General features: G+C 44.6%; 9 protein-coding genes. 7 read left to right on the top strand and 2 right to left on the bottom strand.

From position 1 onward, the window contains the following. Positions 1-448: 448 nt before the first annotated feature. Both JGK36_RS24660 and JGK36_RS24655 read left to right on the top strand, forming a co-directional pair. Positions 449-1,570 carry a glycosyltransferase family 4 protein gene (locus tag JGK36_RS24660; RefSeq protein WP_293185141.1) on the top strand — a complete coding sequence of 374 codons (1,122 nt, stop codon included), beginning with the start codon at positions 449-451 and terminating at the stop codon, positions 1,568-1,570. 11 nt (positions 1,571-1,581) lie between these two features. Further along, complete coding sequence (locus JGK36_RS24655; protein WP_293143588.1) at positions 1,582-1,815, top strand: hypothetical protein; 234 nt, start codon at positions 1,582-1,584, stop codon at positions 1,813-1,815. A gap of 124 nt (positions 1,816-1,939) precedes the next feature. Here the strand turns inward: JGK36_RS24655 and JGK36_RS24650 are convergent, their stop codons facing one another. Further along, positions 1,940-2,875 carry an exopolyphosphatase gene (locus tag JGK36_RS24650; RefSeq protein ID WP_293185139.1) on the bottom strand — a complete coding sequence of 312 codons (936 nt, stop codon included), beginning with the start codon at positions 2,873-2,875 and terminating at the stop codon, positions 1,940-1,942. A 66-nt stretch (positions 2,876-2,941) separates the two neighbouring features. On the opposite strand from JGK36_RS24650, the gene bioF reads away from it, so the two are divergent. Both bioF and JGK36_RS24640 read left to right on the top strand, forming a co-directional pair. Beyond that, positions 2,942-4,114 (top strand): 8-amino-7-oxononanoate synthase, encoded by a 1,173-nt coding sequence (gene bioF / locus JGK36_RS24645; protein ID WP_293193391.1) that lies wholly within the window; start codon positions 2,942-2,944, stop codon positions 4,112-4,114. 398 nt (positions 4,115-4,512) lie between these two features. After that, a complete protein-coding gene (locus JGK36_RS24640; RefSeq protein ID WP_293143575.1) occupies positions 4,513-4,662 on the top strand; it encodes a hypothetical protein in 150 nt (49 codons plus the stop codon). Between the two features lie 339 nt (positions 4,663-5,001). Here the strand turns inward: JGK36_RS24640 and JGK36_RS24635 are convergent, their stop codons facing one another. Further along, the gene (locus JGK36_RS24635; protein ID WP_293185135.1) at positions 5,002-6,369 is read right to left on the bottom strand and encodes a TldD/PmbA family protein; all 1,368 of its coding nucleotides are present in this window, start codon (positions 6,367-6,369) and stop codon (positions 5,002-5,004) included. A 495-nt stretch (positions 6,370-6,864) separates the two neighbouring features. On the opposite strand from JGK36_RS24635, the gene JGK36_RS24630 reads away from it, so the two are divergent. From JGK36_RS24630 to JGK36_RS24620, 3 genes are all read left to right on the top strand, one after another. Next, positions 6,865-11,520: a PAS domain S-box protein gene (locus JGK36_RS24630; RefSeq protein WP_293198331.1), complete on the top strand. Its 4,656-nt coding sequence runs from the start codon at positions 6,865-6,867 to the stop codon at positions 11,518-11,520. A gap of 264 nt (positions 11,521-11,784) precedes the next feature. After that, positions 11,785-12,642, top strand: a complete 858-nt coding sequence (locus tag JGK36_RS24625) for a DUF1361 domain-containing protein (protein WP_293193394.1) — start codon at positions 11,785-11,787, stop codon at positions 12,640-12,642. Positions 12,643-12,946: 304 nt separating this feature from the next. Further along, entirely contained in the window at positions 12,947-14,920 is a 1,974-nt protein-coding gene (locus JGK36_RS24620) for an ABC transporter ATP-binding protein/permease (protein ID WP_293193395.1), read from the top strand. Positions 14,921-15,210: the final 290 nt, after the last annotated feature.

Here is a 15,210-nt window from a genome sequence, read left to right as displayed (position 1 = left end):
CCTAAGCTGTACCGCATTTAAATCGTATATTTTGAGATGTGAGTCGTAGGGTGCGTCGCACTCGAACATCCCTAAATTATATCAACAATCTCATGAATCCGCATCTTTCACGTGGAGGCTTGTACAAATGTTTTTATGAATAATTTATACCAATTTTCAACGAAATAACAGTATTCTTGTTCCCCCCCTGATTCATGGGGGGGCTAGGGGGGGTCGAAGAGTGTTGCACAATTTTAGAGAAATGGTATTAATTAATCAACCCTCAATAAACCCCAAGGTGCGCCAGGGCAAAAATCCTGAATTTGTATTGAAAACCTTCTCACCTCAATAAACCCAAGGTGCGTCAGGGCAAAAATCCTGAGTTTGTATTGAAAACCTACTCGCCTGACGCACCCTACAATCAATAACCAATAACCAATAACCAATAACCAATAACCAATAACTAATTATGGTTCACTTTAACGTCGGCTTTCAAAATTTTAATTCCTTCGCCGACATTACCCTATCGCTGGCGAAAACCTTAGACAAAATGGGGATTTCTATTTCAGTCGAACCCTCAGAAATCGCATCTCACCTCACACGCTATTCCACAGCCGAAGAAAACCACCTCCTAGCCAAGTGGATGAACACCGCACCATCAGATTTATTTCAGCTAAAATGGTCTCATTATTGGAAACCTTTCTTTTTAAAAGAACTCAGCGGACACCTCAACTTAGAATTTTTTGCCATCAATTACGAATTCGCCAGAAATGATGATGAATATGATTACTGGATTTACGATGCTGTCAACAATTCATCCCACATCATAGCCGTCAGTGAATATTCTAAAAACGTTTTAGTCCAAGCTGGATGTCCGACAAAAAAAGTCTCCGTCATACCTCTAGGTTTCAATCCTTTAATTTCGCAACTCTATTCTTCCAGACCTAAAAAAAACCAGAACGATGTAAAATCTATTCTGCACATGACCAATTCTTTTGACTTGTATAGATTTGGCACGGATCTCGCCATCCAAGCATTTTATCAAGAGTTTCAAGATGATGCCAACGTAGAGTTGATCGTCAAAGATGGTGGCAAAAATCCTGATGCCATAACCGAACATATCATAAATATGGAAAGACAATTCGGCAAATTAAAGCCGAAAATAGAGATAAAGCCTAAATTTTTTACTAAAACAGAACTAGCGGATTTATACTTATCAGCAGATGCTTTTTTGGCTCCGTTTCGTGGCGAGGGTTTTGCGATTAAAATTTTGGATGCCTTTGCTGCGGGTTTACCAGTCGCTATGACTGTGTACGGTGGCCCGACGGAGTACGCAAATAGTGCTAACTGTTATCCCATTGCTCACGATCTAATTCCCGTCGGAGAATGTTACGATACTCAGTATCTTAAAATTAGAAATGCTCCTCATTGGGCCGAACCAAATGTTGAGTCTGTTCGCGAACAGTTGCGAAAAATTGTGGAGGATCCCATGCGTTTTCAGGTAGCCCAAAAAGCTCGGGAGACGGCGGATTTATTTAATTGGGAAGCGACAGGCAAAAAATTGTTAAGATTAATGCGAGAGTTGTTTTAGGAGCAGAAATTATGGGACTCGAACGCAAAATGTTTAGGGGAATGTTTTCGCCTAGCGAAGTGGTAAGATTGAAGCAGCCTTGTTTTACTCCTGGGCGATTGTTTGAAGCAGGAAATTATAACGCTGCCGATTTGCCGGATGTGGCTTTTGATATGGGTTTAGTAGATTATTTGCCGCCAGTCAAAGGCAAGAGTGCAGAAAATTTCAACGCCCCGAACCCCCAACCTCAAAACCTTGAGGACTAAACTCCCGCTAGCAGCAAGGACTTGAGTTCTAAACATTCCCTTTTGTAGTAAGGACTTGAATCCTGAAAATTTAAATCATCAAAGACTCAAGTCCTGACTGCCAAAAATATCAAGTTAATTTAATTTAACCCTTTTGCTCAATCTGGGCAATTAACTCTTTCAAAACTTTACTAGCTTTATCATTTTCAATCTGACAAGTTCCCGCATTCCGGTGGCCGCCCCCACCATATTTTAACATTAACTCCCCTATATTAGTTTGAGAAGTTTTGTTGAAGATTGACTTACCAACGGCGAAAACAGTATTTTGTTGCTTCAGTCCCCATAGTGTGTGAATCGAGATATTGCACTCGGGGAACAAAGCGTAAATTACAAAACGATTTCCCGCATAAATCACATCTTCGTTACGCAAATCTAAAACGACTAAATGATCGTAAACTTTGGCGCAGCGCTGTATTTGGTCTTCAAATTTTTGGGATTGCTCGAAGTAAAGGTCTACTCTTTCTTTCACATCAGAAAGCTGCAAGATTTCATCGATGGTATGATTTTTGCAGTAATCAATTAACTCCATCATTAACTGATAATTGGAAACCGTAAATTCTTTAAACCTGCCCAAGCCAGTGCGGGCGTCCATCAAGAAGTTTAACAGCACCCATTCTTCCGGTTGCAAAACCTCTTCTTTGGCAAATTGAGCGGAGTCTGCTTTGTCAACTGCTAGCATCATCGCCTCGGAAATATCAGGAAATTTTGCTCTGCCTCCATAATATTTATACAGCACTCTGGCTGCGGAAGCTGCATAGGGGTCAATGATGTGGTTGATTTTGATTTTTTCATGTCTGAGAGTTTCGCTAAAATGGTGATCGAAAGCTAGATGAACTCCCTCAACATATGGTAAATTGGTGGTAATATCGTTATTTGTTATTTCGATTTTTCCATCCTGCATATCTTTAGGATGCACGAATTTAATCTCGTCTATCATATCGAGTTCTTTGAGTAAAACGGCACAGACAAGACCGTCAAAATCACTGCGGGTGACTAATCTGTATTTTTTAGTGAGTGGCATATGCTTCTCTGATAGGCAGGGACTGATTATAAGACAATATAACTTATTACTCGATCGCTGGACAATATGAATGCAGACCCTTACGCTTGGCTAGAGAAGTCCCTGGACACTGTTCGCCGGGCCGATTGGTATCGATCGCCACAATTGATCGAAAGCTGTCCGGGGCCTGTGGTAAAATTAGCAAGCCGTTGGCTGATTAACTTTGCCAGCAACGATTATCTGGGACTTGCCGGCGATGACAGGTTGATTCAAGCGGCGATGGCTGCAACTAAGGAATTTGGTACGGGTGCGACGGGTTCGAGGTTAGTCAGCGGACACCGCGATTTGCACCGACAGCTAGAACTGGCTATTGCTAATTTAAAACAAACTGAAGACGCTTTAGTATTCAGTTCCGGGTATTTAGCGAATTTAGGGGCGATCGCATCAGTTGTCGGCCAGCGCGATTTGATATTATCTGACAAGTACAATCATTCGAGTCTCAAAAATGGAGCCATACTCAGCCGTGCAACAGCGCTAGAGTACAATCACTGCAATCTTGAGGATTTAAAAGCCAAGCTAGAACAAAATCGTGCTAAATTCCGCAAGTGTTTAATTATTACCGATAGCGTGTTTAGCATGGATGGGGACTTGTGTCCGCTGCCGGAGTTGTTAGCTTTGGGCGAGCAATTTAACTGTATGGTATTAGTAGATGAAGCTCACGCTACAGGAGTTTTCGGTGCTAGCGGTGCCGGTTGTGCAGAACATTTCGGCTGTAAGGGATTGCCGCTAATTCAAGTTGGCACGCTTAGCAAAGCTTTGGGAAGTTTGGGCGGCTACGTTGCGGGCTCCGCTACTTTAATTGATTTTCTCCGCAATCGAGCCGCGAGTTGGATTTATACTACAGCATTGACGCCGGCTGACACGGCGGCTGCTTTGGAAGCTGTGAGAATTGTACAGCAAGAACCAGAGCGCCGAGTTCGGTTGCAACAAAATATTGAAACTTTCAAATATGGGGCGATTACCAATCGCCAATTACCAATTAGCAATTCCCTCTCCCCAATTTTCAGTCTGCTGTTAAAAGATGCAGCCACAGCTTTAGCAGTTAGCAGCCAACTCAAGGAAATGGGTATTTTGGCTGTGGCGATTCGGCCTCCGACTGTCAGTGTCAGTCGCATTCGGATTTCGCTGATGGCAACTCACGAGCTCGCACACCTTCACCATTTGCTAGAGGTGCTGGGGGAAGTTTTCAGTTTTGACTAAGGCACGTACCTTTGCTTTGGCGCTTTTGTCTATATCAAAGAGCGCTGAAGCGCAACTACGTACCGCTGAAGCGCAACTACGTACCTAAGAGCGCTGAAGCGCAACTACGTACCTAAGAGCGCTGAAGCGCAACTACGTACCTAAGAGCGCTGAAGCGCAACTATGTACCTTTGATTTGGGAAATTATTTTGTTGGGAAGCGGGAATCTGACCGACGCCTACTATTTAAATTATTGGAAATGTCAAGATATCGCTATTGACTTATGCGAGATAGTATACACTATTGTGGTCGATCGGTCAATAACTGTAAACTTTTTGTAAATTTAGATACTTTTTGAAATTTTGCGCTATATTAAAGAAGTAGGAGTTACACCAAATTTAATATAAGGAACGTTCACCATGAACACAAATCGCCAAAACGTAAAAAAAATCGCTGAAACCCACCGCGCTAACATTCAAAAGCAACTGATGCACCGCATCGAAGTCGCTAGAGCCAGCGGCAATCAAGATTTGGTTCGGGTGCTTGAAGATGAGATGAGACAGCTTTAAGTCGCTGCCACTAAAATTAGCCCGTAGTTTGGTTGAGAGGGTTGCGCGAGAAATGCAGAATTCCCGCAACCTCTACCCGATAATTTTTCAATCCTCTCTTAGTTGGTAGAAAAAAACCCGGTTTCTTCAAGAAACCGGGTTTTTTATTGAACTCTTGGGTTCGCCGATGGGGATAAAAACTGTTGAGTTCAAAACTCAAAATTCAAAACTCAACAGTTTTTATATAGCGGTTCTAAAAAAAGTGAGGTATGCCCTATGCCCTATGCCCTATGCCCTATGCCCTATGCCCTATGCCCTATCCCCATGAGTACCTCATATGAAAGCTCGAAAGGCTATATATTATCTGCCTCCGACTACAACATTTTTGATCCGCAAATGGGGGCCGCCGACGCTGACAGCTAAACCGCTTTGGCCACCTTTTCCACATCCGCCGTAGGCATAAACTGAGTCGTTGCCGATCGACTCTATATCCTTTAAAGTCTGAAATACGTTGCCGCTTAAGGTGACATCACTCACCGGTTCGGCCAATTTGCCGTTGCGAATCATGAAGCCTTCGGCTGCTGCAAAGGTAAACATTTCGCCGTTGGTTTGTCCTCCCAACATCCGTACTGCATAGACTCCTTCCTCAATGTCGCCCACCATTTCATCGAAAGAATGTGCGCCAGATTCGATCGCAGTATTAGTCATCCGTACCAACGGCATAAAAGTAGCGCTCAAGGCCCGAGCATTTCCCGTCGGAGCTTCGCCCATTTTGCCCGCAGTCTCGCGATTGTGCATTCTCGCTGCTAAAACTCCATTTTTAATTAAATGCTTGCACTGAGCTGGCACTCCTTCGTCGTCGTATTTCAAAGTTCCCGGCAATCCCGGCAAAGTTGCGTCGTCAATTACGTTCAATTGTTCGATCGCCACAGGCTTGCCCAAAGTCAATAATTCCTGCATTTTCGGGTTTTCGTAAATGCCGTCAGCTTCCGACAAATGGCCGAAAGCTTCGTGAATAAATACCCCCGACAAATAAGGGTCTAAAATCACTGGATACTGGCCGCCTTTGACCGGTTTTGCTTCTAATTGGCCCACAGCTCGCACCGCCGCGCTTTTAACACGATCTTCAATATTTGTCAAGACATTGTAATCCGATCGCGAATGAATCGATTCAAACCCTTGACGGACGACACCGCCTTCCCCGCGGGCGATCGCCCCAAACCGCCCCGTCACGTCCAAACGCTCTTGAGCAATGCAAGTGCCTTGAGAATTCACAAAATAAGTAATCCCGAATCGATCGCTGTAACCGGCCATTGTCGTCTGAATTCGCGGGTCGAAATCTAACAGCAATTGGTTGTAAGATTCGAGCAACTTGCGTTTTTCTGCTAGAGTAATAGACCGCGGATCGCGACCGAATTCCACCGCTACATAATCTTGAATCGGAGTGACATCTGCTAGTACAGTTTTTTCGCTACCTACCAAACGAGACTGCACGACAGCTTCTTCAATCCGGGCTTTTAATTCAGCCAAACCGTTAAATGTTACAAAACTCCAGCCGCCTTTGTGACAGGCGCGGATGCCGCCGGCTAGACTGAAACTGCGGTTGACTGCATCTAACTGAGGGCCGCGAAAACTAATGGCTGTTGACTCGCTTTGTTCGAGGCGAACTTCTAGATAATCTACTCGATCGCGGTAAGGTGCGATCGCTTCCATCAACTGTTCCTGCATCAAATTGCCCCTATGAATTATTTGCGCCCAGCGCTGACAAAAATTATTGCTAACCTTATTTTAGCCAACAAATCCCGTGTTTCGGGTGCGCGAGTCTGGAGAGTGGGAGAGGGGGAGAGGGAATTGGTGTCAACAAACACGTCAAATGTAATTCCAGTCTTCTGTCTGATGATTAATGCCAGATCCCCCCTAACCCCCCTTAGGTCGGGGGGGACAAGAAGCACTCAAAGTCCCCCTTCTTAAGGGGGATTTAGGGGGATCTGGCTTCGGCTGCGAACGAAAAATACAAAAGTTTTTGACCTTAAGTTGACACCAATGGGGAGAATGTGCGAGGAAATTGAAATAAACAATTGAGATGTACAACAGCTTAGAACACACAAAACTCGTGCAGACTTGTGAAAAGCTCCGTCTGCCGGAAATCTTGCATCGGCATAGGAAAATGAAACTAAAATAAATCTATCTAAAGACTTAAAAATATAGTTGAACTGCCGACAGATGGAATACTTTAAGCTGAAAAAATTCCAAATTTCACCGTATTTAGCAGCATTTTCGGCATTAGTAGCAATTTTGGTCGGAGTTGGCATTTTAGACCGATCGGAACAAGAGCGATTTTTGCAACACAACCGCGCTAGCACGATCGATCGGCTCAGCACAGTCCGCTCAAAGTTGGAAGGTTCTTTGAATTCCCGGCTATTTTTGATCCGGGGATTGGTAGCTGACATTTCCCACAACCCAGACATCACCGCAGCCGAGTTTGCAGCTACGGCGAGAATTCTGCTGGCACAGCAAACCGGCATTCGCAACATCACTTTAGTTAAAGGGACGACGATCGCTGATATTTATCCGAAGGATGGAAATGAAAAGGCGATCGGCGTTGACTTGATGACGCTACCCAAACAGCGGCAAATGGTCGAAGATGCGATCCACACCAGAAAAACTCTGCTTGCCGGGCCCGTGCAATTATTGGAGGGAGGCGTGGCCTTCATCAGCCGATCGCCAATTTTTCTGACCCCCCCCGACGCCGAGCCCGAAACAGGAGTTTACTGGGGGTTGATCGGTGTGATCCTCGAAAAAAATGTCCTGCTTGAGGAAGCGGGACTCAACGATCCCTCAGCCAAGGTGCAATACGCTGTCCGGGGGAAAGACGCGAAGGGAGTGTCAGGTGAGGTGTTTTTCGGCGACAACTCGATTTTTCAGAACAATCCGGTGGTGTTGGAAGTGATTTTGCCCAACGGTTCCTGGCAGTTGGCAGCAATTCCCGCAGGAGGATGGCCCGAGAATTCGCCACGGCGGGGGTGGTTGCTCTCAGGAGGTGGCTTGCTGGCAGTTTTGAGCGGGGTGGCGGTTTTTACGGGGATGTACGGCCTATCGATGCTGCGATCGAGCGAAGCTAAGTACCGACAACTGGTTGAGAACGCTAACAGCATGATTGTGCAGTTAGACAATGAAGGCAAGATTACTTTTTTTAATGAGTTTGCGGAAAATTTTTTCGGGTATTCACAAGCAGAAATTCTTGGCAAAAGTGCGATCGGCACAATTGTAGATCCGGCCACATTGTCGGAAAATCAGTTAGTCATAATGATTCGAGACTGTGTGGCACAGCCGGACAAATACTTCAAACACGAAAATGAAAACATCCGCCGCAATGGGGAAAAAGTCTGGATAACCTGGAGAAACAAACCTGTGGTCGATTCCAAAGGGCGATCGATCGGGCTGCTGTTCGTCGGTACAGACATTAGCGATCGCATCCTAGCAGAAGCCGCGCTGCAAGCGAGCGAATCTCGCTATCGGGCAATTATTGAAGACCAAACCGAACTTATTTGCCGTTTCTTGCCCAGCGGAGTTGTGACTTTTGTCAACGATGCCTACTGCCGCTATTTCAATAAATCGCGATCGGATCTGATCGGCAATTCTTTTATGCCTTTGATTTGGGAAGAAGATAGAAACTTTTGCAGCGATATTTTCAATTCTTTAAGCCTACAAAATCCCGCTATTACCTGGGAACACCGCGTAATTCTCGACACGGGCGAAATTCGCTGGATACAGTGGACTGACAGGGCAACTTTTGACGATCGAGGTGCGGCGATCGAATACCAAGGAGTGGGGCGCGACATTAGCGATCGCAAACAAGCTGAACTCGCCCTGCAAGCTTCAGAAGCAGAATTGCGGGCATTGTTCGCTGCCATGAACGACGTAATTTTTGTGTTCGATATTGAGGGACGCTATCTAAAAGTTGCCCAGACAAATCCCGAACTTTTGTACAAGCCACCGACGGAAGTTATAGGTCAAAAAATTCACGATCTATTCGATCCAGAAACAGCAGAATTTTTTTTGGAGCAAATTACTATCGCTGTCTCTACTAATCAAACTTTGAATTGTGAATATCACCTGGAAATTGGCAGCGAACAAAAGTGGTTTGCTGCTACCATTTCGCCAATGAAAGACAACACGGCTTTGTGGATTGCCCGGGACATTACCGAGCGCAAGCAAGCTGAAAATTGGTTGACAGGTCAAAAACAAATTTTAGAAATGATTGCTCAGGACGCAACTCTTGGCGATACTTTAAATACTTTAATTAAAATTATCGAACAGCAATCTAAAAATGTCATGGGTTCGATTTTGATTCTAGCTCCAGACGGCAAACATTTGCTGCACGGAGCCGCGCCCAGTTTGCCAGAAAGTTATAATGCTGCTATTAATGGAGTAGCCATCGGCCCGAATGTCGGTTCTTGCGGCACTGCTGCCTATCGCTGCGAACAGGTGATCGTTACAGATATTGCCAGCGATCCTTTGTGGCAAGACTTTCGAGATTTAGCCTTGAGTTTTGGACTGAGAGCTTGCTGGTCTACTCCTATTGTCTCATCTGGGGGTCAAGTTTTGGGAACTTTTGGTATGTATTACGCCCAACCGCGCACTCCCCAAAATTTTGAGCTGCAATTGATAGAATCTGTCAGGCATTTAGCGGGAATTGCGATCGAGCGGAAACAGGCAGAAGAAAGTCTCAAACAGCTCAATGAAGAACTAGAAAATAGAGTCGAACAAAGAACTGCTCAATTGATGCAAACAGAAGAACGCTGGCAGTTAGCACTCAAAGGTAACAATGACGGCATTTGGGATTGGAACTTGCAAACAGGAGAAATATTTCTGTCCGATCGATTTAAAGAAATCACGGGATACGAACACATCCCCATGCTCGATTACTTTGACGAATGGAACAGAAACACGCATCCCGATGATTTAGATTTAGTAATGCAAGCTTTCCAAGACCATTTAGACAAAAAAACGCCGCATTACATCACCGAATACCGCTTGTGGTGCTACAACAGCACCTACAAATGGATACTCAGTCGCGGACAAGCTTTGTGGGATGCATCTGGAAAAGCTGTCCGCATTGTTGGTTCAATTACTGACATCACGGAGCGCAAAGAAGCAGAGGAAGCACTACAAAAAAGTGAAGCGAAATTCCAAAAAATGTCTGTAAATGTGCCGGGAGTAATTTATCAATGTTTGCTTGGTGGAGATGGTTATTTAAGTTTCCCTTACGTCAGTCCTGCTTCCCTAGAAATGTTTGAGCTAGAACCAGAAAGTCTTCGTAAAAATGCGGCTTTGCTAATAGATTTGGTTCATCCCGACGACCGCCAAGATTATAACGAATCTGTTGCTATTTCAGCGCAAACTTTGCAACCTTGGTACTGGGAAGGACGGTTCGTGCTGCCTTCAGGAAAAATTCACTGGTTTCAGTCAATTTCGCGTCCTGAAGCTAAAGCAAACGGCGATATTCTTTGGGACGGTATCACTATTGATATTACGAATCGCAAACAAGCTGAGTTAGCTTTGCAAGAGAGCCAGCAGTTTATTCAAAAAATTGCGGATGCTACTCCCGGCATTTTGTATCTTTATGACTTGGAAGAACAGCGAAATGTCTATGCTAATTCTTCTATGGGCACGCTTCTTGGCTATACATTTGATGAAATTAAAGCGATGGGTTCATCACTAATGACTCAGTTAATTAACCCCGAAGATTTGCCAAAAATTTTGGAATATCACGCGAGCTTTGCAGAAATTAAAGATGGCGAAATTAGGGAAATTGAGTACCGGATGCTGGCCGCAAACGGTGAATGGTTTTGGCTGCAAAGTCGGGATACTATTTTTAGCAGAAATTCTCAGGGTCGGTCGAAGGTAATAATTGGATTTGCCCAAGATATTACGACTCGTAAACAATCAGAGGAAGCTCTGCGACAAAGCGAGGCGCGAGAAAGAGATAGAGCTACAGAGCTAGAGTCAGCGCTGCGGTCATTGCGCTCTGCTCAATCTCAACTCATTCAAACTGAAAAAATGTCTTCTTTGGGTCAATTAGTTGCAGGCATCGCCCACGAAGTTAATAATCCGGTTAACTTTATTCACGCTAACATTGCTTATCTACACCAGTATACTACACAGTTGCTGGATCTGGTGAATCTTTACGAACATGAGTATCCCGAACCTAATGCAAAAATTGTCGATCGCATTGCAGAGATTGATTTGGATTTCATGACTGAGGATCTAAGAAAACTTGTAGGTTCGATGCAGGTGGGAACCGATCGCATCCGGCAAATTGTGCTGTCGCTGAGAAATTTCTCGCGGCTGGACGAATCGGCAATGAAGCCTGTCGATATTCACGCGGGAATTAATAGCACTTTGTTGATTTTGCAGCATCGCTTAAAGAGTCACGATAGGCGCCCGGAAATTGAAGTAATTAAGGAGTTCGGGAAACTGCCACCGGTGGAGTGCTATGCCAGCCAACTGAATCAAGTGTTTATGAATATTATTGCTAATGGAATTGATGCTATTGAAGAACAATATCACAAGTTGTCAGTTCCAGAAGCAGCGACTAAGAGCGGCCGGATTGTGATTTGCACTGGTGTCACGGCCCAGGGCACTGTGAGGGTGGAAATTTCGGACAACGGTACGGGGATTCCGCAGGCGGTGATCGATCGCATTTTTAACCCGTTTTTTACGACAAAAGCTGTGGGGAAAGGTACTGGCTTGGGAATGTCGATCGCGCACTCGATTGTGGTAGAAAAGCACAAGGGCAAGATTGACTGTTTCTCCCAAGTCGGAGGCGGAACGACTTTTGCGATCGAAATTCCGATCGGCAAAACCTATCTGTAGGTTCCTTAGGTACGTTGTTGCGCTTCAGCGCTCTTTCATAGATCGTCGAAGAGCGCTGAAGCGCAACAACGTACCTTTATGTAATGTGACAGCGGGGAGCGAGAAGTGGCTAGCTGACGCACCCTACAAATCAGACTGTCAACTGTCAACTGTCAACTGTCAACTGTCAACTGTCAACTCTTCCGAATGCTATAGCGACTAAGATAGATTCACGCTGCTGAGAAAGCGGTGCTGCATGAAACCTTTAATTGTATAAAAACTGACATGATGGGATTAATCCTGGAAGCGATCGCAGCAATGGGACAGAATGTCCGCTGGATGTCTTGGAATTTGTTTTTAGGTTTAGTACCGCTGGCGTTGAGTTTTTGGCTCTTCCGCAAACCTCGATCGCGCTGGCTGCTGTGGGGTACGTGGGTTCTCCTGGGCGCTACTTTTTTGCCTAGCACGCGCCATGTTGTGTCCTATCTCAAGCACATTGTGCAAGATGTGGGTACAACTTACGTTTTGGGGGCGATCGCAATTACGCTAGCACTAATGGCTTTAGATATCTGGGTGCTGCGACAGCGCGGAGTTCGCTCTCTCCGCTGGTGGGGCGGTTTTTTCTGGTTTATCGCGTTTTTGCCCAATGCACCCTACGTTTTAACTGATATCATTCACCTGATCGAGCAGATTAAAGAGGGGAACTCGGTGTGGGTGGTGACATTGGCGCTGATTCCGCAGTATCTGGTGTTTATGTTGGCGGGATTTGAGGCCTATGTACTGTCGGTGATGGGTTTGGGTTACTATCTGAAGCAACAGGGTTGGGGTAGATTTATTCTGGCAACGGAGATAACTATACACGCACTTTCGGCGATCGGCATTTATTTAGGACGATTTATCCGGTTCAACACTTGGGACATCCTGACTAACCCCGATGCGTTGGTTAACACCGTCATGAATGATTTGATTGGTAAGCGTCCGGTTGTAGTAATGGCTGCAACATTTGTCGTTATTGCTGTTTTGTATTGGGTGCTCAAGCAAGTTAGTTTGGGGATTAGCCACCGATTTTACTACAATCTATCGTCGTCGGAGTCGATCGGCGAAACCACCACTTCTCCCGATCCCATAGATTTAAGATTTTAGATTTACCCCACAACTAACCTACAAACTGTTTGCGTCTCCACGACTTAAATCGGAAAACAAATATTCCTCTGTGAGTGACATCATCTCCGGTAAAATAACCGCGATCTGGTTTGTAGTGAGGACTTTAGTCCTCTGATTTTCATGAGGACTAAAGTCCTCACTACAAACCAATTTAATTGTAGTCGTGACCGCGCACCTCATAGGAGACCAATCTCTTCCCTAAACTCCCAAATAAATTACTGCGACAATGGGGAATCAAACTTGATATGTTAGAACAGTTGAAGTAGTTTTGCAAACAGTAAAAATGAATCGATTTGACCGTCAGTTGTGGGAAAAATTTATTGCGATCGCTCAGCCTTACTTTTATCCTTTAGAGCCTGGAGGAGGCAGGGTTTTTCTGGGATTAGTAGCGCTGTTATTAATATTTCTGTTCGCTGCTATGTTTGTACTCGTTAGTGTTGTATGTTTGGGGGGTGCCGCTCTTTTTCCGGATTTTGTCAATAATATTGCTGCTGGGTTAGTTAGTTTGTTGCAGCAGATTATTGATTCCCCGACAATTATCATTGTTGCCTTGATGCTAATTATTCCTTTGAGCGCTTTTTGGTTTTTTAAAGGCAGATTGATAGCGCATTGGCAGTCGTGGTTTTTTTTAGCTTTATTGCTGTTATTGTCCCTGTCCGTAAGCGGTTTGAATGTAATCATTAGTTACGTCAGTAACTTTTTCAATACAGCACTGGCAAAAAAAGACCAGCTCAATTATTGGAAGTATCTTTTTGTCTATGCAGGGGTTTTTGCAGTCGGCACTCCCATTGTGGTAATTTACGGCTACATCCAAGATAAATTGAGTCTCTACTGGCGACAGTGGATGACAAATAAGTTCCTGGACAAGTATTTTAAGAATCGGGCTTATTACGAAATAAATTCACACAAGGAAATCGACAATCCCGACCAAAGAATTTCTGAAGATGTCAAATCGTTTACTCGTACAAGTTTGACATTTATGCTGGCGCTCCTGAGTTCAATAGTTAATATCATATCTTTCACGGGTATCCTGTGGTCAATCTCGAAACAACTTTCAATTTTCCTGATTGTCTATGCTATGTTGGGGACGACCGCCAGTCTGATTTTTGGTCAAAAATTAGTGCCTCTGAATTTCGAGCAACTTAAACAAGAAGCTAATTTCCGCTACGGACTGGTTCACATTCGCGACAATGCTGAATCCATTGCCTTTTATGGAGGGGAAGAGCGAGAATCGATCCAAATAAAGCAGCGGTTCGTGGAAGTATTCCGCAATTTTAATTTGCTAATTGGCTGGCAGCGAAATTTGGATTATTTTACAACTGGATATGGGTATGCTGTGGTGATTATTCCGGCTTTGTTTCTCGCTCCTGCTTATTTTGCCGACACAACCGATACGATTCAGTTTGGAGACATCACTCAGGCGGGTTTTGCTTTCCGTCAGGTTTTAGCCGCTTTTTCACTGATTGTCAGTCGCATTGAACCCCTTAGTTCTTTTGCAGCTAGTATCAATCGTTTAACTGTATTTACAGATACTTTGGAAGCAAAAAAGGCGGTATCTCGTGCCGGAGGAACTACTATAGATGTCGTAGTAGATTCTCAGTTGATGCTGAAACAGGTTACTTTAGATACTCCGAAGCATCAAAAGACTTTGATTAAGGATTTGTCGGTAGCGGTGTCGCCGGGAGAAGGACTGTTAATTGTCGGTGAAAGCGGTTCTGGGAAGAGTTCTTTGCTGCGGGCTATTGCGGGTTTGTGGGACTCGGGAACGGGTCGTCTGGCGCGGCCGGAATTGGGAGAAATGCTGTTTTTGCCGCAGCGTCCTTATCTGATTTTGGGCAATTTGCGATCGCAACTTCTCTATCCCAATACCAGCAGCAAGGTTGATGAGGAACAATTGCGCTGTGTTTTGGCATTAGTCAACTTAGCAGATTTGCCGGACAGATTGGGCGGTTTTGATGAGGCTTTAGATTGGGTCGAGATTTTGTCCCTGGGAGAACAGCAGCGTTTAGCTTTTGCCAGATTGTTGTTGACGAAACCGCGATATGCTATTTTGGATGAGGCTACAAGTGCTTTGGATTTGAAGAACGAGCAACTTTTATACGAACAGTTGCAAGCAACTAAAACTACATTTGTGAGTGTGGGCCACCGATTGAGTTTGTTGAAATATCACCAGCAGGTTTTGGAACTTTTGGGTGATGGGAGTTGGCGACTGCTTTCGACCGAAAAATACCGCGATAGTACGAAGGTTTTTGGCTGATACAGCGCTGGTTTCAAAAATTGTGAATTTACTCGTTTTTTAGTTTTTGGTTCGTGCTGGGTGGCGGTACGGTTGGAGATTTATCGCGCAGGTGCTACAGATTAATCGCTCATCGCCTTGCCTCCACCCTACAAAATTTCGACGCTTGGTTGCATTCTTTTTTTGAAGTGGTATCAAAATGGATAATTTGGGTATTGTAAAACTTCATTCAGTTTGTAAGCATAAGTAATCAAGCATGGTATTATGTGGTCAGGAGGTTGAGAATGCAGCTAACAGAACGTCACATCATT

It is taken from the genome of Microcoleus sp. PH2017_35_SFW_U_B, assembly GCF_020737865.1.
Lineage (GTDB): Bacteria > Cyanobacteriota > Cyanobacteriia > Cyanobacteriales > Microcoleaceae > Microcoleus.
This window is presented reverse-complemented; position numbering and strand designations above follow the sequence as displayed.

Bases quoted from the DNA above. Each gene is read 5' to 3' on its own strand.
- JGK36_RS24660 (WP_293185141.1), top strand. From the start codon at position 449: ATGGTTCACTTTAACGTCGGCTTTCAAAATTTTAATTCCTTCGCCGAC.
- JGK36_RS24655 (WP_293143588.1), top strand. From the start codon at position 1,582: ATGGGACTCGAACGCAAAATGTTTAGGGGAATGTTTTCGCCTAGCGAA.
- JGK36_RS24650 (WP_293185139.1), bottom strand. From the start codon at position 2,875: ATGCCACTCACTAAAAAATACAGATTAGTCACCCGCAGTGATTTTGAC.
- bioF (WP_293193391.1), top strand. From the start codon at position 2,942: ATGAATGCAGACCCTTACGCTTGGCTAGAGAAGTCCCTGGACACTGTT.
- JGK36_RS24640 (WP_293143575.1), top strand. From the start codon at position 4,513: ATGAACACAAATCGCCAAAACGTAAAAAAAATCGCTGAAACCCACCGC.
- JGK36_RS24635 (WP_293185135.1), bottom strand. From the start codon at position 6,369: ATGCAGGAACAGTTGATGGAAGCGATCGCACCTTACCGCGATCGAGTA.
- JGK36_RS24630 (WP_293198331.1), top strand. From the start codon at position 6,865: ATGGAATACTTTAAGCTGAAAAAATTCCAAATTTCACCGTATTTAGCA.
- JGK36_RS24625 (WP_293193394.1), top strand. From the start codon at position 11,785: ATGATGGGATTAATCCTGGAAGCGATCGCAGCAATGGGACAGAATGTC.
- JGK36_RS24620 (WP_293193395.1), top strand. From the start codon at position 12,947: ATGAATCGATTTGACCGTCAGTTGTGGGAAAAATTTATTGCGATCGCT.